We start from the raw sequence: 26,989 nt of genomic DNA, 5'->3' as shown, positions 1-26,989 counted from the left end.
ACAAATATATAAAAAAAATTATCAGAATCTGCTTTCTGCAACCTTGAGGTCGTCGGCATTGTCTACTTCGTACCATACGCTCTGATCGATCTTAAATCCCTTGAGAAGGGACGGATCTGTTTCTGCAATAAATTTGAGGCAGGTTTCGTAGTAGGAGTTTTTACCGAAGACATTCATAAAAGTTTCGAGAAACGGAAGATAATATGTGTTTGTAAATTCTTTTGAGAATTTATAAATGTTTACGGTTTTGTAATATGAGTTTTTATCTTCCTGTTTCTGATTCTTCTTTACTATGAAATTAGTAATTTCATCAGAATCGTTAAGAAGAGTAACGGTTCCGTCCATCCAGTCTTCCCAGTGACTTACAACAGCCAGGTTTTTTTCTTTGTTTTCAACAAGAGATTTGATGATTTCCGGTTTATATACAAGGTCACTTTCAAGGAGAAGTGTGTCATCAGCCTTAAAGAAATCTTTCAGCAGATAAAGCGAATAAATATTGTTTGTCTTTTCATAGTCTGGGTTTTCGCCAAATTCGATCTGCATTCCGTTAAGGCGTTTTTCGTCAAAAGTGTTACGGATAAAATCCTTGAGGACTTCGCTTTTGTAACCAAGCCCGATGATAAGCTTTTTAATGCCGGCTGCAACAAGGGCATCAATTGCTCGTTCAATCATTGGAACTCCGTTGACTTTAACCATGCACTTTGGTACTTCGTTTGTAAGCGGTCTGAGACGGCTTCCTGTTCCTGCTGCTAAAATCATTGCCTGCATTATTTTGCCTCCGTGGAATTAGAATCAAATTCTTTAGATTTATCTATCATGAATTGTGCTGTACGTTCACCAGCTTCTCCTATATGCATCCATGCCTGAGCTTTTGCTTCTGCCCTGGCTTTTGCAAGTTCTGGTGAATCTGAAGCATTTTGAATTACATCTTTTATATTTGAAAACTGTTCTTCCTTTAATTCAATTCCGATTTTTTCAAGGGTAGTGAACTGCCATATTCTTTTTTCACTACCATCTTCATTATATACTTCACTTGCATCATAAATCCTAAGATCAAGATCTGCATTTACATACATTACAGGTTTATCACACAGGAATGTATAGTCATAAATAACGGAACTGAAATCACTTATCATGATATCTGCACGTTTAAGAGCATAGATGTTGTCCCTGTCAAAGTTCCATTCGATATTTTCAGATGCTTCATATTTTTTCTGAAGGCGTTCAAGCATTTCTGCTTCTGATTTTTTAGACTGAGGATGAGGTCGAACGATTATATGCCAGCCTGTTGCTAAAAGTGGATCAAGAAGTTTTTCTCCATATTTTGAAAGAATTGCACTTGGTCCCCATGAAGGACAGAGGAGAACTGTAAACTTGTGATCCTTTTCTTCCGGAATTGCTTCCATTTTTAGTTTGAGTTCATCAAGATAAGTACAGCCTACAGAAAGAAGTTCTTTTTCTTTAACGCCTCTTGATTTTTCGAGATAGCGGATATCATCTTTCTGATAATCTCCTGTAAGAAGAACTGAATCAAAGTAATCGATTCCAAAGAGACGGTACATGGTTGCATCACCGGAACCATGCCTAAGGTGAGCGTAATGCTTAACATTCTTGCTTCTTTTCATCTGATATACATCAAGGCCTGGAGTTGTCATAAGTACAACATCTGCACTCAGCAGGTTAAGTCTTGCAAAAGCTTTGTTCCCTTCTCCGATATATTCAGCCTTTACATATTTATAGTCAGAAGAAAAAACAGGATCTTCGTTGTAAGAAGTAAAGTAAGTTACATTTGTTTCTTTTTTTTCAAAAGCATCGAGTACCGGCTTAAAAACATTCCAGTATTGCTTTCCTTCGTTATAAATTACATATTTTTGCCTTTTTGCATTCAGGGCTTCTCTTGTTGATTTTCCGGCGAATAAAAGCTGTATTTTAAGAAATGCTGCTTTAGCAAGAAAGAAAAGAGTTGCTGCTGCACCGATGAAAACAGAAAAGAGCATACTTCCTGTTCCTGGATCTATATATAAGAAATTATTAAAGAGCATTAGAATTCCTCCTGTGTCCAGTTACAGCTGTCAAAGATATTTTCTTTTACACGGTACCATTCATTTTTCGAAGCTGTAAAAATATAACTGCTTCTTGTGTGATGAGGCATAAAAATATTGCTGAGGCATACTAATGCACCTTTTTCTTTTGCAGAAGAATCAATTATCTTTCCCGTAAATGGATTTTCAGGTTTATCAACAAGTCCTTCAAGAAGAAGGACAGGGGTATCTGCATTTGTCATAAAATCTTCCGTGTTGTAAACAGGATCTCCTTTTGCGTTAAAATCCTTAAACATAAGCAGAGGATGGTATCTTCCAGGACCTATTTTTGCAAATTTATCATCCCATTTGTAACCTGCCTCAAATCGGTCTGCTCCGTGATCAGCTACAATAACTATTCTTGTATTGTCATAGCAGCCGTTTTCCTTCAGGTAATCAAGCCATTCGCCTACACGGTACATTGCGCCTGCAAAAGAATGATATCCCCGGTCTTTTGGATATGCAGAGTTTTTATTGTCTTCTTCTGATATTTTTGTTGTAGGACGATAGTTATCTGAAGCATTCAGAATGAGCCCGTCATGTGTTGCATTATTTGTAAAATTGACATATGCATTTTCTGTTTTGGATTCAAAATCTGTAAACCTTGGAAGATATTCCAGTGCTGAATATCCTTCCAGATAGTCATTATAGTTGTCTACTTCTTTATTTGTTGACCAGTAATTTCCGTCATTATAAAAAGCAGGTCTGAGTACGAGAGGAGAACATCTGAAGAATCCATACCAGAGAATATCTCGTTTTAATGTAGTACTGACGACACCAAGATTAGCAGAATCCTGATGCTCTTTATACCATAAATCAAGATAGCTTGAATCTGTCAGTTCACAGTCTATAAGCGGGTAATCCTGAACGAGTGATTTATCAGGTTTCATTGCATAGTTAGCCCATGTTGGATCTGTAATAACAGCAGAATAATCTTCAGCCTGTTCTGTAAAAATTCTTGGAAGAATGAGCAGTGATTCATTCTGTTTGTCAACGAGTTTCTGATTTGATTTTTTGTTCATTTCTTCCGGAGTATATTCATATCCGCCGTAAACTGGAGGTGCTCCTATAAGTGTATGTGAGTTAAATGAAACTGTATTTTCATAATTTATAAAGCCGTAAAATTTTTCTTTCAGTTCAGGTTTTTCGTTAAACAGGGGTTGTACAAATCTGGATTGTGCCCTGTCAAGGTAAAGGTAAATTACGTTTTTTCCAGTTTTTGAAAGGTGAATGAAAGGTTTAATTTCTTTTGCAACTTCAAATTCATTGTAGCCTGTACTGATTGTTTTAATATTAGAAATTGAAATTCCAAATACGAATATAAGCGTTAATCCTGCAACAATGTAATTTAGAATTTTTGTAAGTCTGAATTTTATCAGAATAAAAAATGCGGAAATTACAAGAATCATTGTTCCAATATTCAGTAGAATCTGAGTTCCATTTGCATCAACTGAACTTATTTCTGTAAATTTCAGAAGACGGCTTAAGGTTCCGTAATCTCCCTGAAAGAACATTGTATTTACAAGACTCATTCCAAAAAGAGAAGCAAGAGCAAATGCTATAAGAGTCTGCATTCTTTCATGATAAAGGAAGAATATGAGCGAACACCAAATTATGAAAATACCGGCACTTTGACTTAATGCATTCCATACGAAAAAAAGAGGGTCTTTGATTCCGTCAATTCCATAGAACGCCTGCGGATCCGATGCAACCAGTTCTGAAGGAATATAAAGCCCCACAAGCAGTGTAAGCCCGATAGCTGAAGCTGCAAACAGTCCCAGCCTGAGCTTAAAGTTGTCTCTGAGTCGGCTGAACGGTTTGTCTATAAGATAATTGCTCAGCCTTACGAAAAGCGGTGCAAAGTAAACAAGGGCAAATACAGCTGCAACCAGGAGGGCACGTTTTACGGCAAGTACATGTCCTGCAAACATCCAGATAATGAGGGCAGTTACTGCAGCACAGGCAAGAACATAAAGTGTCCAGACCGGATGCTTGAGTTTATAGAAAATGTTCTTTACAAGGGAAAAGAGGTTGTTTAGCGTCCAGTATGCAACAAGACCTGCCGGAGAATCATAAAGGATTACAACGAAGATAAGTGCAAGTCCATATGTCTGAATTTTGTCGCGGACAGGAAGTCCTTTTGTATAAATCGTTCCGCTTATCATGTTTATAAGAGTCATAAGAATCGGAAGAATGTTTACGTGGAAGGCTCCGATTGTAAAAAGCGAATCCGGTGCACCCATATCTTTTATGAAAAGAAGGCTCTGGCCTTGAAGTGCAGTCATGTTTGACAGGCATGTATATGCTGCCGTAAAGAAAGGGATCTGAATGAGAAGTCCGAATGCAGACCTGAGGGACATGATAGGGTGGTAGTGCTGCTGTCTGTAGTAAGTTGTAAGAATCATGTACTGTTCGTTACCTTTGAATACAGCCTTGATTTTATCAACTTCACTTTTCATTGCTTTCTGCTTGTCACGCTCAACCTGCTGCCAGTGTTCTGCAACAATGTAAAGCGGAAGCGTAAGAAGACTGACTGCAAAACTTACTCCAAGAATTGCAAATCCTGTGTTGTCAAAAAGCTTGGAACAGAAACTGAATACAAGCTCAATTATCTGGGTCAACGGATATATGACCAGAGAATAAAAGACGGATCCCATTGTATTTCCTCAATAAAATGTTTTTTTTTTACTATAGAATGATAATGAAAAAGGCTTTTATTGGCAACAAGACCAGTCATCTGTAAAAAGCCTTGTCATACTGAGTTTTTTATGTGCCATTTTTTATTGAAAATATATAATATTTAAGGTAAAATTTTAATCAGATTGAGAATTATATTTAACTTACGGAAAGGGGGTAGAATTATGCAGAAGTTTGATAAGCCTACTACAGGTGCATTTGTTCTTAAAGCATCGAAGGCTGATGATTTTTTTAAAATGAAGCATCGTACATCAGCAGATGCAATGGCACGGTTCGATAGATTTCAATCAAAAAAAGTTTCTACCAAGGGATGCTCTAAAAAGTAATGTATGGGGAAGAGATAAAATACTCAATTGATTTGCTTGAATATTCGGATAAAGAAAGCATACAGTTGTTTTCATGTGGAAATGATAAAATTGATCATTATATAAAAAATGAGATATTTAATGGGTCGACATTGAATATTGATGATGGCCTTCACTTTAAAATATGTAAAAAAAATACAACGGAGATAATCGGTTTTTATTCTTTAGCCAGTTCTGGAATTATACATAAAGTTGATAATTATATGCATGTACTTCCTGCCGTAAAAATTGATGTCTTTGCAATTGATAAAAAGTATCAAAAACTGCATTTTAACGAAGAATCTGAGCTTTCAGAGAAGGATCATTATTATTTTAGTGATCAAATTCTTTGCGAAGTGATAAGAAAGTGCAGGGATATATCAGAATCTCAGTTACTTATAAATTTTATAATTTTGTATGCTGCAAAAGATGCTGTAAAATTTTATACAAGGAATTTTTTTAGTCCCTTTAAAAATTTTATGGAACCTGAAACAAATTCCGAAGTAAATTCTCTTGAACCTATGTATATGCCACTGTGATTCTATTTGATATATTTTAAACATGTTACAGTTAACTACATACAGTCCGGATTTTATCAAGAAGAAGAGATGCGGCCCTGTCATAGGTGAACTTCTTCAGTACTTCCTGAACTCCTTTTGGTTCTTGTTTTAACAGTTCCCCAAGATTTACATCCGTAGAATCCGGGTTTATGTAGTTTACGGAGTCGGAATAGATTTCTTTTAAGCAGGCTGCATCAGAAACGATTGCCCTGCATCCTGTGCTTAAGGCTTCCAGAGGCGGAATGCCGAAACCTTCATAATAGCTTGGGAATACAAAAGCCCTGCATTTTTTCATAAGCGCCTTTACTTCTCCGTCAGAAACATAACCGAGAAGGGTGACGTTATTCAGATTCTTGAGGGCTTCAAGTTCAGGGGGAACAAGACCGCTGATGGCTTTTCCGCTTATTGCAAAATGTTCTTCCGGATGCTTTTCTGCATAACGGGCTATCCATGCAAGATTTTTTCTGCGGCTAAGGCTTCCTAAAGTAAAATAAAAGTCTCGTTCCAGAAGCACTGGAAAACGTTCAAAAATACCGTCGTCTTCACTTACAGTGTTAAAGTGCTCCCATCCGTTTGGAATTACTGAAATCCGATCTTCTGATACTCCGTATCTTTCCATGATTCTTTTTTTGCTGAATTCTGAAACTGTAAAGATGTGACGGGCATTTCTTGCAATGTTTCTGTAGCTGAAACAGCTGTAGAGCTTTATAAGGGTATCCTTAAGGGATGTAAAATCTTCCGGATGATCGGCAGCGTATATGTCATGAATGAAACTCAGACCGCAGAATTTTCCTTTTGGTGCGGTATTAGAGAAGTTGAGACCTGTTGCCTTGAGTTTTTTGCAGGCTTTTTTGAATATTCCCATATCCCACTTCGGAAAAGATTTTATGCTATATGGAGAAATGATAATTTTTATATTTTTAAACTCAGGAAAAGTTTTTGCATTGGCAGCGATAAGGATTGAAAAATCATCTTCTTTTGTAAGAAGGGCATCCATCCGTCTGCAGGTTTCCCATGCAAAGCGCTCGATTCCAGTGAGGTTTCTGTTTAGAAAGTTTCCGTTTATTAAAATCTTCATGTCTGGATTATAGTACCATATCTTTTTTTTGTCATTGCATAAAAATACCCCTTCTGCCTTGCTCAGGAAAAGGGGTACATGTTAACTTCCGGAATGCATTTGCATCACGGCATGCTGATGATTATCAGACCTTAAACTGGTCTATCTGTTCTCCGATCTGGTTTATACTTTCTTTCATTTTTATTGAAATGCTTGAAAGTGCTGCCCCGGTTTCGTTTATTTTTCTTGCTCCCACAGACATTTCCTGCATGTTTTCCGTCATGGAAGTCGTTGCGTCCTGAAGGTGCTTTACTTCAGAAAGAATCATTTTGTTTCCTTCTTCCATTTCGTTTGAAGCATTGCGGACTTCTACCGTACTGTCATTCATATTGTGAAGGGCTTCGGTAATCTGCTTTGAGCCCTCATTCTGTTCTTCCATTGCACTCTTAATCTGAAGGACGAGTTCGTCTGTTTCGACAAGTTTTTTTGATACGGATTCAAAGGCAGTGCTTGCTTCATTGGAAGCTGTAACTACTTCATTTATAGAATCCTTTATGCTGTTAAGCTGGTCTCCGATTGTCTTTGACTGTGCGGTGGAAGTTTCTGAAAGTTTTCTGATTTCATCTGCTACTACTGAGAATCCTTTTCCAGCTTCTCCTGCATGGGCTGCTTCGATGGCTGCATTCATTGCAAGAAGGTTCGTCTGCTCTGCAATGGCTGAGATTGCGGCATTGGCTTCCTGAAGCATCTGGGATTGGGTTTCAATCTGCTGTACCCGTTCGTTTACAGCCTGCTGTTTTGTAAAGCCTGCCTGAGCGTTCGTGCGGAGGGTAGAGAAGGAACTTGCCATCTTTTCTACACTCTGATTTACGGAAGCAATGTTGCCGATCATCTGCTCAACGGCTGCACTTGCCTGGGTAACGCCTGAAGACTGACCTTCAATCATGTGTTCCAGAGATTCAATGTTTGAGGCTATTTCGTTAACGGCACCTGCTGTCTGGGCAACGCTCTGTCCCTGTCCTTCAATCTGACGGCGCATGCTTTCGATGTTTGCAATAATCTGAGTGATTGAACTTGCCGTATCTTCTGCAGCTGCAGACATGTCTTCTCCGGCAACTGTAAGGTTCTGTTTTGAATCCTTGACCTGACTGATAATCGTCTGAAGTTTTGAAGCAAAATTGTTGAATCCGCTTACAACCTGTCCGATTTCGTTTCTTGAATTAAGTTCAATGCGTTTTGTAAGGTCAGCATCACCGGAAGCAATTCCGTTGATCGTCTCCTGTACGAGGGTAAGAGGTTTAAGGGAAGCTACAAGTACAATTGTTCCCAGAATGACAAGAATGAGTATGGAAAAAATACCGCCGATGATAAGCTGGTTTCTTACAGTATTTACGACTGATGTAATCTGAATTTCAGGAATGGAGAGTGCAAGACCCCATGGGGTTCCCTTTATTCCCGTGTGAACTATCAGGTCTTTGCCTCCGCCAAGTCCTGATACCCAGCCATAGCCGCTGACCCCTGCTGCAATATTCTTTGCAACGTCTGCCATGTCTTCAAAACCTGCAGAAAGTCCGGTGATGAAGTTTTTATCAAGGTTTGCCGTATATTCTTTTACAGGATGTGCGATTACAGTTCCGTCTGAGGCAAGCATCCAGGCATATCCTTTTTCTCCGATTTTAAGGGCATCCAGTTCTGCCGTAAGGTCTGTAAGGTTTACAACTCCCGCAAGCATTGCAACTGTGCGTCCGTTCTGTTTAACAGCCCGTGTTATGTGGCATACAGCTTTTCCGGTTGTTTTTGAGATGACAGGATCGTCAATATATTCGTCCTTGCCTTCTTTCATGATGGCATTGAAGTAGGATCTTGTGGCAATATTTGTAGTTGAACCAATATCGTTGTAAGAAATTCCGTCCGGTCCAGCAAGCATGATGTAGTCAAAATCTTCCGTACGCTCGCTTTCGTGTGCTCTGAGCCATTCTGTCATTTCCTCAAAGGTACCGTTCTGCATTACATCGGACAGAAGATAGTAATTGAGTTCCTGCTGGTAGCCCCATAAGTCATTTTCCATCGCAAGTGAATAAGCTTCGGCAATTTCTGTATAGTCTTTTGTATAGCCGTCAATAATGGCTTTTTTAGAACTTGAAGTAACAATAAGCATCTGAACTATGTTAATAAGCAGTATTGAACAGCCTATCATGAGTACCAGAGCCATAGCCAGACTTGATTTACGGGTTTTAGTTTTATTTTGACTGTCAGACATGTTTCTCTCCTTGTTTATGCACGGTAAACACCTTCACAATAATTATAACACCGCTTTTATTAAATTAAAGGTATGGAGAGAAATATTTTTTTTGTTGTATTGAATTATTTCAAAACTACAATGAAATCATTATTTAACCTGTAAATCGTATGGTAGTACGTATTTTTGACAAGTAAAAATTCTTCTGTTATTTCAATGTCTTTGCAGATACATTTAAAATTATATGAATTTAAGATTTCATCGTTCCAGCTTGAAGATTCTGTAAGGGAAGGTCCTATAAGTTTCTTTATCAGCGGATAATTTTTTTCAGCGATTCTATTTTTTTGAGTTGTTTCCATAGAACCTTTTACGCAAATATTAATTTTATCTGTTAAGTCATTAGTATTTTCTGAAATGTCATTTAAAAGTGTGGAAATTCTAAAAGTTGTATATTCTTTTTGATTTTTTAAGCAGTTTCCATATGTAAAAAGGAATACAATTAAACTGTATATCATACAACCAGTTAATATCATTGATAATATTTTGGATTTTTTAGAAATAGGAGTTTCTTCCAGTGTAAGAAAAATCAGTGCAATCATTACATTAAATCCTATGAATGCTCTGGGGGTAAATGTAGGTCTTTCGAAAATAAGATATGGACCAAATGAAAGCACGTAAGTTAATACGGCTACAATAGGAAGCATTAAAGCTGTTAGTATTTTTCTGCACTTAGAGAAAAGTACCAATTGAAGATAAGCGACTGTTGCTGAAAGTATTATAATTAGTTTTGTAACAATACCACCTGTATAAGACGAGGTTTCTTTTATATACGTTACAGCATTTTTGAGAAGAGCAGATATTTTTATTCTTGTTGAGAAATAGTCATCAGCCGTGTTGTTCATTTTATTCATAAATAAAAACTTAAATATTAAAAGTGCTACGATAAAGGAGAGTATAGCTTTTATAGTAAGAGTAAATATTTCTTTTATATTATTATTATTTATCAGCTTCTTAAGTGCAAAATAAATTGTTAGAACTATATAGACTGAGACTGAAGCCTGATAGGAAAAACAGGTAAGTAACAAACCAAAAATTGAAGTAAAAATAAAAGTACTTGAGTCTGTCATAAAAAGGAATGGTATTGCTGAAAAAAGAATACTTAATGCCATGTAAGGTGCGTCGAATCTGTAGGAAAAATTCTGGCTGAAAAAAGGCATTATAAAAATTATTGAAAGTGGCAGAACCTTTTTTATTGCGATGGAATTCGTTAAAGCTAAGGAAAGAATAATGACAGTAATTGCAGATACTAGTATTGCAATAAAATGAGTTAAAGGGGCGATGTCATTAAGGCTGATGTTATTATGTAAAAAAATTGATAGAAACTCAGAAATATATCTGCTGAATCCTATCCAGGAACGGTTTCCTGTATAATTTCTAAATACATCATCTTCATAAAAATAATTTGCGGCTATTACATTAAAATAGGCTATTAAAAAAAATACGATTAAAAATATTGTTGTGAAGATAATTTTATTCCGTTCAAAACTATTTATGTAGTCCGATAATTTATTTCTTATCGAAAGTCGGATTCTCATTCCGGTGTTTGTCATTACTAAAAAATAAATTGTGCAGACTGTAAACACAAAAAGTCGTGAAGTGTTTTGTAATATATCAATCCATCGCTCTGGTTTTCGAAGTGTTTTATGAAAAAAAAACTGAACGTATTTTAAAATAATATTATCTACTGCTGTGATAGTACCGATTATGCCTGCAATAATTAAAGTACAGAAAAAAATATTTATGAAAATTTCTTTTTTATTTTTTTTTAATGAATTCATTTATTTTTCCTCTTTTGCAATATAGATAGGTCTTTGCTTTACTTCAATATAAATCTTGGAAAGGTAAAGTCCTAATATTCCAGTTGTGAAAAGTTGTAAGCCTCCGAGAAATATTATTATGCAAACCATGGAGGCCCATCCTTGTACAGGATCCCCGTTTATAAGTTTTCTAAGTATAATGAATGCAATAAAAGCAAGTGAGATAATTATCATAAATATTCCTAAAAATGATGACCATGCCAGAGGTTTTGTTGAAAAACCTATTATTCCATCAATTGAATATTTGAAAAGTTTCCAGAATGACCATTTAGTGGTTCCTGCAACACGTTCTATATTTTCATATTCAAACCATTTTGTATTAAATCCGACCCAGGGAAAAATTCCTTTCGTAAAACGATTTCTTTCACATAAGGAAACTACAGCCTCTCTGTATGGTTTTGTCATAAGTCTAAAATCTCTTGCACCATCAACAACCTGGACATCAGACATTTTTCTCATTATTTTGTAGAAAAGTCGTGCAAAAATAGACCTGATTACAGGTTCGTTTTTTCTTGTGACACGCCTGCTTGCAGTGCAGTCATACCCTTCTTCTTTAATTGATTTTAACATTTCGGGAAGAAGGGCAGGTGGATCCTGCATGTCAGCATCCATAACAGCGGTATATTTCCCGGTTGCCTTTTTTAATCCTGCGTATAAAGCTGCTTCTTTTCCGAAGTTTCTGGAAAAACTTATATAGTGAACTTTTTTATCCTTTGTATTTAGTTCTTGTAGTTTAGTTAAAGTTGAGTCTGTAGAACCGTCATCAATGAAAACAAATTCATAAGCCGTGATTTTCATCTGCTTTATGATTTTCGTTGTCTCTGTGTAAAAAATGGGTATGGAATCTTCTTCATTGAAACACGGTACAACAATTGAAAGTTCTGGTAATTTATTATTATTGTTCATTTTTTTTATTCCTGAATATTAAAAAACGTTGTGCTATATAGTTTAAGCCTGTATAAAGGCACATACCTGTAATCATTGCAATATTATCTCTTAACATAATACTTTTATTACGTAAAAAATAGTGAATTATGTTTTTTGCGGCAATATATGCAATAAGATAGCATATAATTATTGTTAATATGAATTCGATAATCTGCTTTATGGATTTTTGTTTGTTATTGAATGTAAAGTATTTATTTAAAATGAAGGAGAGAACTCCGCCGAAAATATAATTACATGAACTTGCCAGCCAGTATGAACATTCAAAACAATTATACAGGAGGAACATAATTCCTGCACCGACAATTGTATTTAGTATCCCCACTGCTAAAAACTTGATTAGTTTAGCATCAATTAGTTTCATATTTTTCTTTCAGAAATTAGAAATCTGAAATTAACTCCAGAAATTTTTTTGTTATATTATTCCATTTTCTTTCAGATAAATCAAATGAATAATTAACTCGCTTTTTTTGTACGGCTTTTTGTATTTCTGTTATAAACTCATCATAAGTATAGGTTACGACTGCACCGGTTTCCTTTAACTTTGGAGTGTCGCAGTATGCTACAATAGGTTTATGTGCTGCCATTGCCTGATAGTATTTTGCTGTAATTCCAAGAGGTCTGTTTTTATAAAAATCCGTAACGTATGGAACCATTACGACTGAACAATTGGTTATCCAGGCGGGTACTTCAGAAGGTCTTATACCTGGAATATAAAAGAGATTGCTGTATGTTTTGATTTTGTGCTGGATATCTTCAGAAGGATAGTTTGGACATACTACTATGTAGTTGAAAGCCTTATTTTGTTCAGCGGCTTTAAAGAGTAGTGTCCATTCAACTTCCCAGGCTCCTACGTAGAGAATTGTATTTTCTTTTTTTAACAGGTCTGGACATTCATAAGTTTTTTCGTAACTTTCGATGTCTACTCCGTTTGATAAAAGTACATATTTTATGGAAGTTTCAAAGTCTGGAATTTTCCGGCGGTATAAATCTAATCCTTCCTTATTTACTATTATATTCAGATCTGCTTTTTTCATGATATTTTTTTCATTTTTTACATAGCGTTCAAGGGCTCCATCAAACATCATGGGATCACTTGGTCTGTAAACTATTTTTGCATTAGGGTACATTTGTTTTATTTTGTCTACAAAAATCATCCCATCGCAGCTTTCAAAAACAAATACATCGGTGCCGTCAAGCCATTTTTTTGCAAAAGTTTTGAATGAGGTGAATGAAAAGCGTTCAAAACTGTTCATCAGATTATCACTTAGAATTTTGTTTGCAAAATTTGGAAGTTTTAATGTTGCAAGCGTTACATTATGAAGTTGTGCTGCTCCAATCTTATAGGTAATACCTTTCTGCAGCTGTTTAATGGATTTTTTATTAAAAAGTTCCTGTTTCATAAAGTATCCGTAATAAGGACGTGGAAAACTAAAAAATACTGTTTCAATTCCAGCTTCGCATGCAGCCTGGGCAAATTTATGAAAACCTCCAAGTCTGTTTGAAATCCAGTTGTGTCCTGTTAAAAATGTTATTTTTTTTATATTCATTTGAAACTTCCTTTTTGAATCAAAATTTTAATTCGCTCTTGAGTTTTTTTAATTGCCATCTGTATTAAGACTTTTTACAAAGTTAATCTAAAATCATTTTAGAGTATGTTTATCTTTAAAAACTTCATCGAATTGTACATTATTGTAACATATCTTTGAAAGAACGAAAATCATATGAAAGTTTAATAAAGGAAAATAATGATTCCTGTCACAATCAGGAGAATTGCCAGAGCTTTCAGTTTTGAAAGTTTTTCTTTCAGAAAAATTCTGGAAAGGATTATTACGAATATATAACTTGAAGCCTCTGCAACGGGAACTAATGAAAGGTTAACTTTTCGAAGCGCAAGCAGATCTAGAAAAACTGCTGTAAAAAAAATGGTATATGCTGTAATTACATATAAATTCAAGTACTCTCTCAATGAATTCTTCCATTTTTTTAAGGCTGATTTTTTTAAGAGAATTTGCGATATGGCAGAGATAAACACTGATAAAAACAGAATTATTGTAGCGGTTATCATTTTTTAAACTCCAGTATTTTTATCATCAACAGAATCAGAGGATGACTGAAAACTTAATATGAAGATACCGCATAAAATTAATATTGCTCCGAGAATCTTAGTTTTTGTAATTGATTCATGAAACAGAAAATATCCAGCTATGAGCCCCCATATAATTGTTATGGATTTGTTTGCAATAGCAGTTGTTAAAGAAATATGTTTTAAAACCTGCTGCCACAACAAAGCATAAATTCCTAATATAAAAAAAACACCGCAGTAAACTGCAATAAATTTTAGAGAAAGAAAATCTAATTTTGCTGCAAATTTTCCAATCACTGCGTAAGAACAGTAAATTAAAAAAGAGAAATGCATTAAAAAAAAATACTTTGCAGAAGAAGGCTTATTCATCTGTATCCTTATGTGTTGTTTCTTTTATAATGAATTTAGGAACGTTATTTATGGTAAGATACATTTGTCCTAAATACTTTCCTATTATTCCAAGTGAAAAAAGAATCCCTCCTCCTAATACAAGAATAAGGATTACTATTGTAGTCCATCCGGTGAGTCCTTCTTTTCCCATGAACCATCTTATTGCATAAAATAGAGCAAGGACAAGACCTGCAATTGCAGCAAAAGTTCCTGTAAAGGTTGCTATCTTCAATGGCATCGTAGAAAAACCGAAAAGCATACGCATAAATACTTTTATGGATTTTATAAAATTATAGTTTGATACGCCAATTTCCCTTTTGTGATGTTCTATAGGAATTTGAGTTATATTATTTGTAACTTGAAAAATAAGACCGTCAATATATGGAAAAAGGTTATTGAAACGGCACATTTCTTTTACTACTTTTCCATCAATAATTTTAAAAGGTGAAAGATATACTTCCTTTGGTTTTCCTAATGCAATTTCACTTATTTTTCCGTTAAACCAGGAGCCTATGTTTTTCCATGCCTTTTGCTTTAGTGTTGTAAAATCAGCATAGACTACATCAAATCCTTTTTTTATTTCACGATATAATTTTAAAATATCGTAGGGTGAATGCTGAAGATCATCATCCATTATTACAACATATTTTCCGCAGGCATAGTTCAAGCCGGTAAGAATTGCAGAGTCCTGTCCTCCGTTTTTGCGAAGGTTTATTCCAAGTATGTTTTTATTTTCTTTTGTGACCTTAAGGATTTCGTCCCAGCTTGTGTCTCTTGAGCAGTCATTTACCATTATCTGTTCATAGTCTATTTCTTTTAGTGCATCAGCTATTTGTTTCGATAACTCAGAGACGCATTCATGACTGTTGTAAACAGGAATAACTATGCTTAATTCTTTCATTTTAAATAGAAGTCCTTTACATTTTTTATGACTTTTTGAATGTCGACATCTGACAGACCGTAATACATAGGAAGCCTGACTAATCGTTCTGAATAAGCCGTGGTTATTTCATCTTTGCCGTCAAAGCGTCCGAATTTAATTCCTGCAGGAGCAGAATGAAGTGGAATATAATGAAATGCAGAACCAACTCCATTTTCTTTAAGGAATGAAATCAATTCTGTCCTTTCCTCTATGTTTTTAGTAAGAATATAGAACATATGGGCATTATGGAGACATCCTGCGGGAACCGTCGGAAGTACTATTTTTTTTGATACTTCAAGTTCTTTTAGGGAGTTATAATACGTGTTCCAGCAGTTCATTCTGTGCATTTGAATTTTTTCAGCCTGTTCCAATTGTGCAAAGAGATATGCAGCGTTTAAGTCAGAGGGAAGGTAAGAAGATCCGTAGTCACGCCAGGTGTATTTGTCGATCTGACCGCGTAAGAATTTGCTTCTGTCTGTTCCTTTTTCACGTATAACTTCAGCACGTTCATAATCTTCGTTCCCTGTATTGATTATGACAGCCCCTCCTTCTCCCATGGAAAAATTTTTTGTCTCATGAAAAGAAAGACAGCCGTAATCTCCTATTGTGCCGAGAGCTCTTCCTTTATATTCAGAGCAGATTGCTTGAGCTGCGTCCTCAACAACTTTAAGGTTATGTTTTCTGGCAATTGTCATTATTGTATCCATTTCGCAGGCGACCCCGGCATAATGAACTGCACATATTGCTTTTGTTTTTGGAGTAATTGCTCGTTCTATTTTATTTTCGTCAATATTCATTGTGTCTGGTCTGATATCAACAAATACGATTTTTGCACCACGCTGAACAAAGGCATCGGCTGTTGAACAGAATGTAAAACTAGGCATTATTACTTCATCACCTGCCTGAATATTACAAAGCAATGCTGCCATTTCAAGTGCTGTAGTACCGCTGGTTGTAAGCAGAACTTTACTGCTTCCTCCAAGTTTGTTTTCAAGCCATGCATGGCATTTTTTAGTAAATGGGCCATCACCGCAAATTTTTTTGTTTTCTATTGCTTCTTTAAGGTATGTAATTTCGTTGCCTGTTACAGGCGGGATATTAAATGGAATCATAGTACGCTGATACTAGTCCTATTTATTGAAAAAAGTCAAGAATTCTGTTATAGATATTTCAAAATGCCATAGAACGATAATCTTTATAATTTTTTATTCTGGTATGGAGAAAATTATGCACACTGTTGAATCAAATGATGGAAGTAAAAGTAAGTTTAATTTTATTAGAAAGCACTTTGATATTTTTATGTTTTCTCTCTCGTTGTTTTTTATATTGTCAGGAACTTTGTTAGTTTTGTTTTCTGATAAATTTATTCCTATTATTTATGATTTACTGTCAAATAAAGTTTTTCATAGAGAATTTAGAATTGAAAAATGGCTTCCAACTATTCAGTCTTTTCTTATAGTTCCGTTATTTATAGTTATTTGTTTTAACTCCTTTATTTTTCATAATTATAGTGATAAGTACAAGACTTTATTTCTTTTTTCAATTTCATTATGCATAATGTTTTTTGTGTGTTTTACAGTAGGTAAATCACTTCCTAATTGTATTGATGGGGATTTAGCCTCTGAAACATTACTGGCAAAGGAATGTGTTCGTGAAAAGTCTCCTGTGCCATTAGGCTGGTGTTATTCAACTGAAATACGGCTGCTTAACACACAGCTTATTTCTGCTCCTGTTTTTATTTTTACAAATAATTGGAATATAGTTAGGGCTTTTACATCTTTTTTTTCTTGTATAATTTTAGGATGGTCCTGCTGGTTTTTACTTTCTTCTGTTGGAGTAAAAAAAACATGGCTTAAGTTTTTAGGAGCGTCTTTACTTGCCTGTCCATGGTCATCATTACATTTCTATGTTATCGGATGGGGTAATTATTATATTCCGCATATTGTATTTGGATTTATCACGCTTTCTGTATTTATACGGATTATGAAGAATAAAGCAAAAAATAGAAAGCGTTTGCTATTTATATTTTATTTATTAGCTTTTATCAGTGGTCTTTCTACAATCAGGTATATTTTAATTTATTTAGTTCCCTTATTTATTTCTATACTGATTTTATCACTTCCAAAGGAAAAAATTACTAGGTCGCTTTCTTTTAAGGAGATTAAGCAGTTTTTAATTGAAAATAAAAATTTGCTTATTACTTTTATTGCTCTTGTATTTAGTGGAGCAGGGTATTTATTTAACAATATTATCTTACATTCTCTATACCATTTTTCGCAATGGAATGATGTAACTTTTAATTTTTTTGGTGATGTTACAGTAGGAACACTTATTTCGTCAATTATAAAAGCTTTTGGTTATCAGGAAAATATAGCAGTTTTTACACCAGGCGGTGTGCTTAATATTTTAGTTTATTCTGCTTTGGCTTTTTTTATATTTGCTATGGTAAAAAGCTTAAAGCAAGATTTATCTGATGATAAAAGGCTAATTCTTGTTTTTACGGTATGTACTATTCTGTTTAATTCATTTTTGTATTTTCATACAGAATTTATAGAACGGTTTTATATAACAGTGCTGGCTTATATGATTCCTTGTATCGTTATTTTTATTGAAAATTTACAGCTTTCAGTAATAGTCAGATACTTTGTGGGGGTATTATTTTCAATCTGTATTTTTTCATCTTCATATACTTCTGCTCAGAGTTATTTAACTTCGAACCAGAATAAAGATATTCAAAATGCTGTTAAATATCTTAATCAAAAAGTAAAAGAAGATTCTGATTATTCATTTGGATATTCTACTTTTGATTTTGCTAATATGATTACATATTTTTCAGATGAAAAAATTGAGGTTGCCTGTGTAAAGAAAATTCATAAGGACGGCAAAGATATGCTACCGTCTAAGTTTATTCCTGGAACCTGGTAAACCCCTGTACGCTATAATAATTATAAGCATGACGGTAAAACTTTCTTTTTTACTTCAAAAAATATTTATGAATCATCTTGTTCATCGATTTTTGAAAATTCTGACAAAGTGTATGACGATGGAAAATATTTAATATTTGAATATAAAAGTCAGGAAGATTTTAAAAAGGCTTTTAACTCTGAGTCTATGTAACACTACTTTTATTTATTGGAATAAGTGGTTATACACCTCTGTTCCAATTTAGTTGTCATTTTTAGGCGATGTAACTTTTAAATTCACAAATGGGATAGATTTTTCAGACAAGATCAAAATTGAAGTTTGAAATCTTTGTAAAAGTGTTGTTATATTTAGATAAAGATGATGAATTACTTATTTAGCATAATTAACAAGATTTATTCCTGTGAATTCTTGCATTTTTTTGATATTGATGTCGTTTCTGTTTTCGCCGGTTGCATTTGTATGCAAAAGTCCTGATTCTTGTGTATGGCGTAACGTAAGTGGGTGCACAATCTTGTTATTTGAAAAAACGATTTTTACATTACTTTTTAATTCCATGAATTTGAGCCAGATATCATCTGTGTTTAGACAGTGCTCTTTTATTGCATGTACATCAAAAGTTTCTGGTGGAAGAATATGAGGAGGGTAAAGAACTCCTCCGCATCCAGTTGCAAGTAATGAGTGAGAAGGTTCCATGACGTCGTTGTATTCCCACTTCCATTTGGAGTAGGGATTTAGATGTCCATTATTATCTTTTGTAATAAGATTTACTCGGCGGGAACATACACAACCTGGATTGTTTTTCGCACATTCGACCAAATCTTTAACAAGATTTCTGTCGTATATCAAATCATCATCAACAGTGATAATTGTGTGATTCAGAAACTCCTGCATTGCAAAAAAATATTTTTTATGTGGTTTTAAATCTTTATAACCTGTACGGATTTCAAAATTGTATTTAGTAAGCTTTTTCAGCTTTGCAGGAATGTCAGAATCCTTTGTGTCCGTACCAAGATACAAAATTACTTTTTCAGCGCAAAGATTTTGTTTTAAAAGGGATCGAATTACAATATGAAGATTTTTAAGACGGGCTGGATACGACGTAAGAGAAAGGATAACACCCTCGACTGTATTTGAAGGTCTTGTAATTGGAAGTCTGTTTGAGAATTCTGTCATTAAGCGGCGAAAAATACGTTTTAAAAGCATAATTTCTCAAGTATATCTTTAATTTTTTTTGTAAAATTCTTCATTGTAAACAGTTTTGACCGTTCTTTTGCAGCTTCAGACATTGCTTTCATTTTTTCAGGATTTTGAGCAATTTCTTCTGTATAATGAACAAGTTCTTCAACAGTATTCCATCTGTAACCACATTCTTCCGAAGCCGTTTCTTTCTGCCCAGCAGCATTTATAACAATCGGTACACAGCCGGCACTCATAGCTTCAACAGTACTCATGCCGAAATGTTCCATAAGCTCAGGCTCCTTATCTTCATCAATTTCAAATCCCTTGCAGTGCCAGAAAATCGAAGCCTTATTATACAGTTCCGTAACTTTTGAGAATGGAGCATTTATAATAAACTCAATATTAGCTCCGTCCGCACGATTTTCAAGTTCAGATTTGTAGCTTTCAAGAGATTTTGTAAGTCCGCCTGCAATTACAAGCTTGTAGTTAGTTTTCAGATATTCAGAAGATTTATATGCGTCTATCAAAGTTTCAAGGTGCTTTGATTTTTCGATACGCGAGAGTACAAGAATAATGTTTTCTTTTTGCAAGTGTAAATCTTCTATTCCAGTAACAGCAGGGTAGCAAACTTTTGTAGCTGTATTAAGCTTTTCATCGTTAATTCCTTGCCAGATTCTCTTAAAATGTTTTTCTGTAAACTGTGAATTTGGTAAAAAAAGGTCATATGCCTTTATGTAAGCCTTGTCTTTCTGTTTTTCATACCAGATTACCAGCGGATTGGAACCTTTTTTCTGAAGTGCAATTGGTTTTGTCGGAAAATGTACAATATGAATATTCTTTTTTGCCTTGAAGACATAATTTCCACGAGAGCAGTAAAAAAACAAATCAAACTTTTTGGAAATCGAAACAAGACGTTTTCTTAGCAAAATTGTTCCTATTTTGTTAGATTTATTTGCTGGAACAGAAATAAAATCTGCTCTTGCACTGTCAATTTGAGTACCGTATTTTTTATTCGAAAGAGTAATAAAGTCTTCTGAAGACAATGCATCTTCTTTTTTGTAGCATTCGCTTATAAAAGAAATATGTGCTGTAGGATAAATTTGCTGTAAAGTGTAACAAAGTTTTACAGTGTAGCTTTCCGTTCCTCCGGTATTGTAGAGAATGTCGTTTATGTAAAGACCAATTGTATTAATTTCTTTCATGTTTTTATTGATTTACAGAAAATTATTATAATGTAATGAAAAATAATTGTCAAAGAATTGATATGTGTTAAAGCGAATACCAATTATCAATTTTTTTACATACCTTATCAATCCATAAACCTTTTTTGAAAACTGTATTGTCAATTAAAAGTATTCTGATTGCTTCAATAACACTGCAAATAAAGAATACAAGTATAACAACAGAGAGTAAATAGATTGGATATGTATTTAAAATAGAATGTTTTCCTATCTTAAATAGTCTGCAAAATAAAAATGGTTCATTTTTATTAAAATACATTAATGGATTTTCATGGATAATGTATATTCCTAATGTAGTTTTTGCAATAAAATTTATAATTCTATTTTTAAATTTCCAATATTTCTTTGCAAAGAAAAATAAACTGATTGCAAAGATATAAGCTGGAAAATAGCGCATTGTAATTCTGGAAGATAGATTTCTTATTCCAAATCTAAATGTAAGCCAGTCGAAAAGAAAAATAAAAAGAATACATGTTGTAAAAATAATGATTACAAATAATTCAGGCTTTCTTTCTATAACGTTATTTTTTTTTCTTTTTAAATATGCCGTAAAGAGAAATAGATATGTAAATTCTCCAATTTCTTTTACGTTTTCCTGTAAAAAAAACATCATAAATCCTGGAACCACAATGGATAAGACTAGAATAATTTTACCTAGTGCAATATCCGGAATGCTTTTAATTAATTTTTGAAGTATAGGCACTAGCAGATAAAAATTCAAATACTGGCGTATAAACCAGTATTCTGTCCATTGATAAATTGGTGTTAGAAAAGCTTTTATAATCTGTTTAGGGCCAAAATGTTCAATGTTAAAAATCTTAAATGTAAAGCAAATTATCAGAGAATACAATAATGTCTGTGCATAAATCATTATTACTTTCTTAAAATGAATTCCATTTGCGTCGCATAAAAAGTATGAAGAAATTACAATGAAAATGCAGACCCCTAATTGTCCCCAGCTGGCGAAAAGAACATTTGTAATATATCCCGACGTAAAGAAAGTAGAAACAGTTGGTACGGGTGCTGTACCACCATGCTTAACGGCATGAGAAGCAACAATCATAAGCATCGCAAGAATTCTTAAGAATTCAAAATTAGAAAACCTCTGTTCTGTTTTGTTCTGTTCTGTGTTATTTATTTCTTTCATAATTCTTTATTTGTTATATTTATTTAAGATACGTCTCTGTTTTCTCTGTAATGATAGAGCTTGACAGGAGTTGCAACGACTTTATTTGCAAAATAAAACAATTTACAGGAAATAATAGGATCTTCACCGACATTTATTCCCTCTACCCATTTTATGTTGTTTTTTAAGAATAAATCTCTTCTGATAAGACGAGTCCACGAGGTTACAGGAAACTCATGATTTAAAAGTCCTTTTACATAATCGTAAGATTCTGGCGGTGTAAAATCAAAAAAAGAAGTTACAATATCTGCATTTTCTTTTTCGGCAAGATTTGCGAGTGTCTCTGCATAATTTAATTCGCACCAATCATCACTGTCGAGGTGCAGACAATATTTACCTGTTGCAACTTCTAGAGCAGTATTTCTTGCCCCGGCAACACCTTTGTTATAATTATGACTGATTATTTTTATTGAAAGATTATTATATCTTGAAGTAACTTTATTAATAACTTCAAGAGAGTTAGCTGTTGAACAATCATTTACTATGATGAATTCACATTTGTCAGCGATTGTCTGATTATATAGAGACTCAAGACACTGCTTTAAATACAGAGATGTGTTATAAACTGGTAAACAGATTGAAACTAAAGGTTCCATAACGTAATAAATCCGCTTAAAGTTAAATGTACATTAGATTTCTTGTTTGTTCAATAATTAGAAAGAGTCCTGTAAAGATTAGGGTTTATTTTGATTATTTTTTACTATATAATTGGAAATATGAAACAAAAATCATTAAAAACAAATGCTTTTTTTTCTTTTCTAAAAGCTTTTATGGATATTGTTTTTCCTGTTATATCTTTTCCTTATGCTTCACGTATTCTTTCACCGGCAGGAATCGGTCGTATAAATTTTTCAAATTCTATAACAGCTTATTTTGCGATGATTGCAGGATTGGGTGTCACTACTTATGCAACTAGAGAAGTTGCAAGAATCCGTGAAAATAAAAATGAGTTGAATAAATTTTGTAAGGAAATACTCATAATTAATTTTTTTTCAAGTATTGCGGCCTATGTTTTGTTTGCATTTTCTTTGATATTCGTTAGAAAATTTGACAGCTACAGGATATTGCTTATCTTGTCGTCATCAACAGTTTTATTTAGAGCTCTTAGCATGTCCTGGTTCTATGCTGGTTTTGAAAACTTTAAACTGATAACAATCCGTACAACTGTTTTTCAGGTAATAAGTTTAGTTTTTCTTTTTGTTTTTGTACGTGAGTCTTCTGATTTAGTGGAGTATATGATTTTTGGGCTTATTACTCCTATAGGTTGCAATGCGTTTAACTTTATTTATGCAATGAGACTTGTAGATTTAAGATGTAAATGCAGGTTGGAATTTAAGAAACACCTTAAACAAATGTTTGTATTTTGGGGAATGTCTTTTGTAACTACAATATATGAAACGCTTGATTCTTCTTTTTTGGGATTTTTATCAACTGACAGCGAAGTTGGATATTATTCTGCAGCAATAAAGATAAACCGTATGGTTCTTATGCTTCTTGTTTCTATCAGTGGAATTTTGCTTCCTAGATTATCTCTTTATGCTGAAAAAAAAGATGATTTGAGTTTTTATAGGCTTATTCATAAAAGTTTCGGGATAAACTTCATCATTGCGTTTCCATGTGCTGCAGGTCTCTTTGTTCTTTCAGAACCTATAGTACGTCTATTTAGTGGAGAACAATATCTGCCTGCAGTAGTTTTAATGCAACTTATGACACTTTTGGTTCCTATAATTTCATTGAGTAATCTTATAGGAGGACAGATTCTTCCTGCTCTAAAAAAAGAGAAGTTATGTTTTATCTCTTATATTACAGGTGCATCTGTTAATCTTGTATTTAATTCTGCTTTGATTCCATTGTTTGGTGCATTTGGGGCTGGAATTGCCTCTGTAATAGCAGAGTCCTGTGTTCTTTTGGTTCAGTTAGTATTTTTTGCAAAAATATCATCTGAACCAAAAATATCCAGTGATGTTATAAAGAATTTGTTGCATTCACTTTTCTCAACTTTGATAATGAGTGTTTTTGTTTTTTTTGTAATGCGAATTACTGAAGGCTTTGGCCTTGTGTTGCAGATTTTTATTTCTATCTTTGCTGGTTGTATTGTGTATTGCATATCGCTTTTACTATTGAGAAATTCTTATATTCATGAGTGGATCGGAATTATACGTAGTACAATTAGAAAAAAATATTGAAAAAAATCGTTTTTATATGTGAAACCTATATTTTTAATGTGTTCTATATCAAAAAATTATTATGTCAGCTAGTTGTATTCAGATAATGGAATTACTTTGTGAAAACTTTCTGTAAAGTCCTAAAAAGTAGGCACTGTGATAAAATAAAAATAAACATAGGAGTCTATTTATAGCAGGATGCTGAAATAGAAGAGCATCTGATGTATGGCAAATTCTTCTTAAATTTGATAGGATTTAGGGGAATGACTACTTCCAAAGACAGACTCTTCTTCATTAAAACATTTGTATCTATCTTACTTAATTCCCTTTTCAATCTCCAGAACTTCTTCCACGGTGAGCCCGCAGCCTTGAGCAATCTGCTCAGGAGTAAGGACTTTCATTAAAAGCAGATTTCTGGCAGTTTCCCGGGCTTTTTCATTTTTACCTTTGATTTCGCCTGCTTTTAATCCCTCGATGCGTCCTTCCTCACGTCCTTCCTCACGGCGGTTTCTGTCGTATTCTTCCTGATCAAATTCTGTAAGGGTCATGTTCAGTATCTCCATTTTCTGCTCTAAAAAAAGACCGTCTAAAAGATTCTTTTTAATTGCAGAATCAACTGCTGCATTGACGGCTTCCTTTGTGGTCATGGTAAGCTTGTTCTTCCTTACTTCTTCCACGTACCAGGAATAATCATACAATGATTTACATTTTTTTTGAAGTTCATAATTATGGGACAGGTTAATGTTGTACATGGTGGCAGTCCATTCAAAGTCTCCTTTTTCTGTTTTACCTTCAAAGGAATCTGACAGCCTGAGTTTTACAAGGTCAGGTGTATTTTTGGTTCCGTTGTAAAGAACTGCAAAGCGTGGAGCAGGAATCATAATTTTCTTTGTACCGTAGATATCCTTTTTTTCAAGGGCAAGGTGCCTCTGGTAAAGCTGGGCAAAATACATAAAACCTCTTAACGGCATGTTCGGATTATAGCTGCTTTGCTGCTCATAAAGATTCATCTGGTCATCAATGACAAAGGAAATGTCGTTTTTCATGGTGACGTAGATAATGTTTTCAATGGTAGTAAGTGAGATATCCCTTATGTCAGTATGGTTTGAATTATTCAGGGCATTGTAGAGGGAAAGCAGGCGCTTCATGCTGTCTTCCGTTCCGCTGCCGAAAATGAACTTAAAGAGCCTGTCCTTATACTGCCTCTGTACCGGGTGTCCGCTGCTGATAAAGGAGCCTTCGCTGCTTTCTGAAAAACTGATTGTATTTTTGGAATCCATCATTTTTACCTCGTGAATATGTAAATCTACAGAAAATCCCTGCATATATATATTTGCATTGATTTTCATAAATCCACACAAATGGAGGAAAAATAATAAAAAAAATTAAAAATAATACTTTATGCCTAACTCGGGATGAAAGTTAAAAAATGTTTCTTTATTTGAATAGTCAGCATATTCGATTGCGGATAAAGTAAAACTGGCAGTAAGCTGAAAATTTGTTTTTATATAATATATCTGGTTAATTCCGAAACTGATATAAGTTTTATATTTTGCCCTCCAGTTTTTTGATTCCTCTAGTGAAGTACCAATACTTTTAGAAAGTATATAGTTATTATCAGGGCAATGTCTGTGTCCAAAAATCATTGTTGAACCTTTTTGATAGTATATTCTCAAGCCAAGAAACTGACTGTTGCCCGCATATCCGCTTCCGGCTCCGAGAATTTGTCCTCTATTAGTATATCCTTGAGTGATTTTACTATGAGTATAATAACCTCCATACTGCCATTCAAATTGAAAATCCTGTGACATTTCAAAATTACTGAATTCAAATATGAGTTCTCCAGTAATCTTTTTTGAAAGATAAAGATTTAATGATTTCTTTAATCCAAATGTATAGATTGCAGTGTGGAAAGGATTGGAAATTTTTTTATCAGTATAGTCATCGATGCCGACTTCTCCATAAAATTCAAATCCTGCTGATGGAAATAACCAGTCCATGTAAACTGCAAATTTCTGGTCTTCTCCATCACCAGTTGTGTCATTTCCATGAGAAATTTTAAATAGCCTTCCAATGTACTTAAGGTTTTTACTATTCCATGTTGTCATGAAAATTCTGTTTATTCCCAAAGTAAGTCCTTCTAAAAATGAAGGAGAGTAGGATAAGGAAATACCGGTGAGCATTCTGTAATCATTGGATTTATTACTGTCAAAATAATCTGATTCTTCAAGTCTTCCAGTCCACAGCCTTGCTTCAATAAAGCCTGCATCTGCATTTATAATTGGAAGCACAAGCCGGGTTTTTCTTAAGCCCAGGTCTAACTTTGGATATCCTCCGGCATTATTGCTTCCCAGCATTGGATTGAGCCATGCAGGTCCAAGCCATGGATTTTGTGTTCCGAAACCAAGTGTAAACGTGTTCCATGAATAGCGGATTTCACTTTCTCCCCAGTCAAAGTTCCAGAAAGAGGTATCGCCGAATCTTTGAGGAAGGTCGATTGAAGCACTTGCACTGTCTCCCGGTTCTCCCCAGAAGTAGGACCATATACTGCCGTATGTGCCGGGAAGCGTGTCAAAGTTAAGATTCTGGCTCCAGCACAATTGAGGCTTAAATGTTGCTTCAAGACCACAGCATTCAATTCTTGCACCTGCAGAAAAACTGGTGTTGTATCCTTTTCCCTGCCATAAGGCTCCGTCATTTTGACCATAAGGTGCTGTCGTGTTGTATGAGTTGTACCATTCAGGACCGTAGACTTTTACTGAAACAGATTTCTTGATTCCCTTAGTAAACCAGTTTGAACTTGGCTTCTGTGATTGCCATAAAATTTTTGTTGTTCCAAGATTGTTTTTTTCCCATATACTTTCATTGATTGAATTTTCTGAATACTCCCACACAGAGTCACTGAGAGTTCTGTATCCGACTGTAGGGCGTTCTGTTGTTCCTGTGAGGGAAAGAAAATCAAAATACTCTTCTTCTGTTGATTTTAATGGAACTTGTGCGTATAAAAAATGATATGAAAATATTGCAGCAGCAAGAGTAATGAATGATGCTCTTAAATTAATTCCACACATATAATGTTATTATATTGAAGAAAA

The 26,989-nt window shown here is 34.3% G+C and carries 23 protein-coding genes; 4 read left to right on the top strand and 19 right to left on the bottom strand.

Features of this window, described 5'->3' with window-relative positions; genetic code table 11:
• Window positions 1-21 precede the first annotated feature (21 nt).
• Genes HNP77_RS03950 through HNP77_RS03940 form a run of 3 tightly spaced genes read right to left on the bottom strand, consistent with a single transcriptional unit; the run spans window position 22 to window position 4,738 of the window.
• A complete protein-coding gene (locus HNP77_RS03950; RefSeq protein ID WP_184651850.1) occupies window positions 22-768 on the bottom strand; it encodes a phosphocholine cytidylyltransferase family protein in 747 nt (248 codons plus the stop codon).
• A complete protein-coding gene (locus HNP77_RS03945) occupies window positions 768-2,042 on the bottom strand; it encodes a CDP-glycerol glycerophosphotransferase family protein (RefSeq protein ID WP_184651849.1) in 1,275 nt (424 codons plus the stop codon). Before HNP77_RS03945 ends, HNP77_RS03950 begins: the two co-directional genes overlap by 1 nt.
• Window positions 2,042-4,738, bottom strand: a complete 2,697-nt coding sequence (locus HNP77_RS03940) for a YidC/Oxa1 family membrane protein insertase (RefSeq protein ID WP_184651848.1) — start codon at window positions 4,736-4,738, stop codon at window positions 2,042-2,044. The genes HNP77_RS03945 and HNP77_RS03940 overlap by 1 nt, the downstream gene beginning before the upstream one ends.
• Before the next feature lie 204 nt (window positions 4,739-4,942).
• On the opposite strand from HNP77_RS03940, the gene HNP77_RS03935 reads away from it, so the two are divergent.
• Both HNP77_RS03935 and HNP77_RS03930 read left to right on the top strand, forming a co-directional pair.
• Entirely contained in the window at window positions 4,943-5,104 is a 162-nt protein-coding gene (locus tag HNP77_RS03935) for a hypothetical protein (RefSeq protein WP_184651847.1), read from the top strand.
• Entirely contained in the window at window positions 5,104-5,661 is a 558-nt protein-coding gene (locus tag HNP77_RS03930) for a hypothetical protein (RefSeq protein ID WP_184651846.1), read from the top strand. Before HNP77_RS03935 ends, HNP77_RS03930 begins: the two co-directional genes overlap by 1 nt.
• Window positions 5,662-5,692: 31 nt before the next feature.
• On the opposite strand, the gene HNP77_RS03925 is transcribed toward HNP77_RS03930, so the two are convergent.
• The 10 genes from HNP77_RS03925 to rffA all read right to left on the bottom strand — a co-directional run bounded on the left by HNP77_RS03925 (window position 5,693) and on the right by rffA (window position 16,310).
• Window positions 5,693-6,760, bottom strand: coding sequence for a glycosyltransferase family 4 protein (locus HNP77_RS03925; protein ID WP_184651845.1), 1,068 nt, complete (start codon window positions 6,758-6,760; stop codon window positions 5,693-5,695).
• A gap of 124 nt (window positions 6,761-6,884) precedes the next feature.
• Window positions 6,885-8,999, bottom strand: a complete 2,115-nt coding sequence (locus tag HNP77_RS03920; protein WP_184651844.1) for a methyl-accepting chemotaxis protein — start codon at window positions 8,997-8,999, stop codon at window positions 6,885-6,887.
• Window positions 9,000-9,103: 104 nt separating this feature from the next.
• Complete coding sequence (locus tag HNP77_RS03915; protein WP_184651843.1) at window positions 9,104-10,816, bottom strand: glucosyltransferase domain-containing protein; 1,713 nt, start codon at window positions 10,814-10,816, stop codon at window positions 9,104-9,106.
• Window positions 10,817-11,761, bottom strand: coding sequence for a glycosyltransferase family 2 protein (locus HNP77_RS03910; protein ID WP_184651842.1), 945 nt, complete (start codon window positions 11,759-11,761; stop codon window positions 10,817-10,819). It abuts the gene before it with no gap.
• Window positions 11,751-12,164, bottom strand: a complete 414-nt coding sequence (locus HNP77_RS03905) for a GtrA family protein (RefSeq protein WP_184651841.1) — start codon at window positions 12,162-12,164, stop codon at window positions 11,751-11,753. Before HNP77_RS03905 ends, HNP77_RS03910 begins: the two co-directional genes overlap by 11 nt.
• A 16-nt stretch (window positions 12,165-12,180) precedes the next feature.
• A complete protein-coding gene (locus tag HNP77_RS03900; protein ID WP_184651840.1) occupies window positions 12,181-13,350 on the bottom strand; it encodes a GumK N-terminal domain-containing glycosyltransferase in 1,170 nt (389 codons plus the stop codon).
• 182 nt (window positions 13,351-13,532) lie between these two features.
• Window positions 13,533-13,868 carry an EamA family transporter gene (locus HNP77_RS03895; protein WP_184651839.1) on the bottom strand — a complete coding sequence of 112 codons (336 nt, stop codon included), beginning with the start codon at window positions 13,866-13,868 and terminating at the stop codon, window positions 13,533-13,535.
• Window positions 13,869-13,871: 3 nt separating this feature from the next.
• A complete protein-coding gene (locus HNP77_RS03890) occupies window positions 13,872-14,219 on the bottom strand; it encodes an EamA family transporter (protein WP_246428867.1) in 348 nt (115 codons plus the stop codon).
• A 28-nt stretch (window positions 14,220-14,247) separates the two neighbouring features.
• Window positions 14,248-15,177: a glycosyltransferase family 2 protein gene (locus HNP77_RS03885; protein ID WP_184651837.1), complete on the bottom strand. Its 930-nt coding sequence runs from the start codon at window positions 15,175-15,177 to the stop codon at window positions 14,248-14,250.
• Window positions 15,174-16,310 carry a dTDP-4-amino-4,6-dideoxygalactose transaminase gene (gene rffA, locus HNP77_RS03880; protein ID WP_184651836.1) on the bottom strand — a complete coding sequence of 379 codons (1,137 nt, stop codon included), beginning with the start codon at window positions 16,308-16,310 and terminating at the stop codon, window positions 15,174-15,176. The genes HNP77_RS03885 and rffA overlap by 4 nt, the downstream gene beginning before the upstream one ends.
• A 115-nt stretch (window positions 16,311-16,425) precedes the next feature.
• On the opposite strand from rffA, the gene HNP77_RS03875 reads away from it, so the two are divergent.
• Complete coding sequence (locus HNP77_RS03875; RefSeq protein WP_184651835.1) at window positions 16,426-18,123, top strand: hypothetical protein; 1,698 nt, start codon at window positions 16,426-16,428, stop codon at window positions 18,121-18,123.
• A 369-nt stretch (window positions 18,124-18,492) separates the two neighbouring features.
• On the opposite strand, the gene HNP77_RS03870 is transcribed toward HNP77_RS03875, so the two are convergent.
• From HNP77_RS03870 to HNP77_RS03855, 4 genes are all read right to left on the bottom strand, one after another.
• Complete coding sequence (locus tag HNP77_RS03870; RefSeq protein ID WP_184651834.1) at window positions 18,493-19,326, bottom strand: glycosyltransferase; 834 nt, start codon at window positions 19,324-19,326, stop codon at window positions 18,493-18,495.
• Window positions 19,317-20,504, bottom strand: coding sequence for a glycosyltransferase (locus HNP77_RS03865; protein ID WP_184651833.1), 1,188 nt, complete (start codon window positions 20,502-20,504; stop codon window positions 19,317-19,319). The genes HNP77_RS03870 and HNP77_RS03865 overlap by 10 nt, the downstream gene beginning before the upstream one ends.
• Before the next feature lie 67 nt (window positions 20,505-20,571).
• Window positions 20,572-21,690, bottom strand: a complete 1,119-nt coding sequence (locus tag HNP77_RS03860) for an acyltransferase family protein (RefSeq protein WP_184651832.1) — start codon at window positions 21,688-21,690, stop codon at window positions 20,572-20,574.
• A 23-nt stretch (window positions 21,691-21,713) separates the two neighbouring features.
• The gene (locus HNP77_RS03855; protein WP_184651831.1) at window positions 21,714-22,325 is read right to left on the bottom strand and encodes a glycosyltransferase family 2 protein; all 612 of its coding nucleotides are present in this window, start codon (window positions 22,323-22,325) and stop codon (window positions 21,714-21,716) included.
• 120 nt (window positions 22,326-22,445) lie between these two features.
• Between HNP77_RS03855 and HNP77_RS03850 the strand changes: the two genes are divergently transcribed.
• The gene (locus HNP77_RS03850) at window positions 22,446-23,915 is read left to right on the top strand and encodes a flippase (RefSeq protein WP_184651830.1); all 1,470 of its coding nucleotides are present in this window, start codon (window positions 22,446-22,448) and stop codon (window positions 23,913-23,915) included.
• 293 nt (window positions 23,916-24,208) lie between these two features.
• On the opposite strand, the gene HNP77_RS03845 is transcribed toward HNP77_RS03850, so the two are convergent.
• Window positions 24,209-25,177, bottom strand: coding sequence for an RpnC/YadD family protein (locus HNP77_RS03845; protein WP_184651829.1), 969 nt, complete (start codon window positions 25,175-25,177; stop codon window positions 24,209-24,211).
• A 102-nt stretch (window positions 25,178-25,279) separates the two neighbouring features.
• Complete coding sequence (locus tag HNP77_RS03840; protein ID WP_184651828.1) at window positions 25,280-26,965, bottom strand: capsule assembly Wzi family protein; 1,686 nt, start codon at window positions 26,963-26,965, stop codon at window positions 25,280-25,282.
• Window positions 26,966-26,989: the final 24 nt, after the last annotated feature.

This window comes from Treponema rectale (genome assembly GCF_014202035.1).
Taxonomy (GTDB): Bacteria; Spirochaetota; Spirochaetia; order Treponematales; family Treponemataceae; genus Treponema_D; species Treponema_D rectale.
Note: the sequence above shows the minus strand (reverse complement) of the source record. Positions and strands in the feature narration are given on the sequence as shown.

Coding starts and splice junctions, on each gene's coding strand:
- HNP77_RS03890 (WP_246428867.1), bottom strand. CDS start 14,219: ATGCATTTCTCTTTTTTAATTTACTGTTCTTACGCAGTGATTGGAAAA.
- HNP77_RS03935 (WP_184651847.1), top strand. CDS start 4,943: ATGCAGAAGTTTGATAAGCCTACTACAGGTGCATTTGTTCTTAAAGCA.
- HNP77_RS03905 (WP_184651841.1), bottom strand. CDS start 12,164: ATGAAACTAATTGATGCTAAACTAATCAAGTTTTTAGCAGTGGGGATA.
- rffA (WP_184651836.1), bottom strand. CDS start 16,310: ATGATTCCATTTAATATCCCGCCTGTAACAGGCAACGAAATTACATAC.
- HNP77_RS03930 (WP_184651846.1), top strand. CDS start 5,104: ATGTATGGGGAAGAGATAAAATACTCAATTGATTTGCTTGAATATTCG.
- HNP77_RS03870 (WP_184651834.1), bottom strand. CDS start 19,326: ATGCTTTTAAAACGTATTTTTCGCCGCTTAATGACAGAATTCTCAAAC.
- HNP77_RS03885 (WP_184651837.1), bottom strand. CDS start 15,177: ATGAAAGAATTAAGCATAGTTATTCCTGTTTACAACAGTCATGAATGC.
- HNP77_RS03925 (WP_184651845.1), bottom strand. CDS start 6,760: ATGAAGATTTTAATAAACGGAAACTTTCTAAACAGAAACCTCACTGGA.
- HNP77_RS03945 (WP_184651849.1), bottom strand. CDS start 2,042: ATGCTCTTTAATAATTTCTTATATATAGATCCAGGAACAGGAAGTATG.
- HNP77_RS03895 (WP_184651839.1), bottom strand. CDS start 13,868: ATGATAACCGCTACAATAATTCTGTTTTTATCAGTGTTTATCTCTGCC.
- HNP77_RS03860 (WP_184651832.1), bottom strand. CDS start 21,690: ATGAAAGAAATAAATAACACAGAACAGAACAAAACAGAACAGAGGTTT.
- HNP77_RS03850 (WP_184651830.1), top strand. CDS start 22,446: ATGAAACAAAAATCATTAAAAACAAATGCTTTTTTTTCTTTTCTAAAA.
- HNP77_RS03900 (WP_184651840.1), bottom strand. CDS start 13,350: ATGAATATAAAAAAAATAACATTTTTAACAGGACACAACTGGATTTCA.
- HNP77_RS03915 (WP_184651843.1), bottom strand. CDS start 10,816: ATGAATTCATTAAAAAAAAATAAAAAAGAAATTTTCATAAATATTTTT.
- HNP77_RS03840 (WP_184651828.1), bottom strand. CDS start 26,965: ATGTGTGGAATTAATTTAAGAGCATCATTCATTACTCTTGCTGCTGCA.
- HNP77_RS03910 (WP_184651842.1), bottom strand. CDS start 11,761: ATGAACAATAATAATAAATTACCAGAACTTTCAATTGTTGTACCGTGT.
- HNP77_RS03950 (WP_184651850.1), bottom strand. CDS start 768: ATGCAGGCAATGATTTTAGCAGCAGGAACAGGAAGCCGTCTCAGACCG.
- HNP77_RS03875 (WP_184651835.1), top strand. CDS start 16,426: ATGCACACTGTTGAATCAAATGATGGAAGTAAAAGTAAGTTTAATTTT.
- HNP77_RS03845 (WP_184651829.1), bottom strand. CDS start 25,177: ATGATGGATTCCAAAAATACAATCAGTTTTTCAGAAAGCAGCGAAGGC.
- HNP77_RS03855 (WP_184651831.1), bottom strand. CDS start 22,325: ATGGAACCTTTAGTTTCAATCTGTTTACCAGTTTATAACACATCTCTG.
- HNP77_RS03920 (WP_184651844.1), bottom strand. CDS start 8,999: ATGTCTGACAGTCAAAATAAAACTAAAACCCGTAAATCAAGTCTGGCT.
- HNP77_RS03940 (WP_184651848.1), bottom strand. CDS start 4,738: ATGGGATCCGTCTTTTATTCTCTGGTCATATATCCGTTGACCCAGATA.
- HNP77_RS03865 (WP_184651833.1), bottom strand. CDS start 20,504: ATGAAAGAAATTAATACAATTGGTCTTTACATAAACGACATTCTCTAC.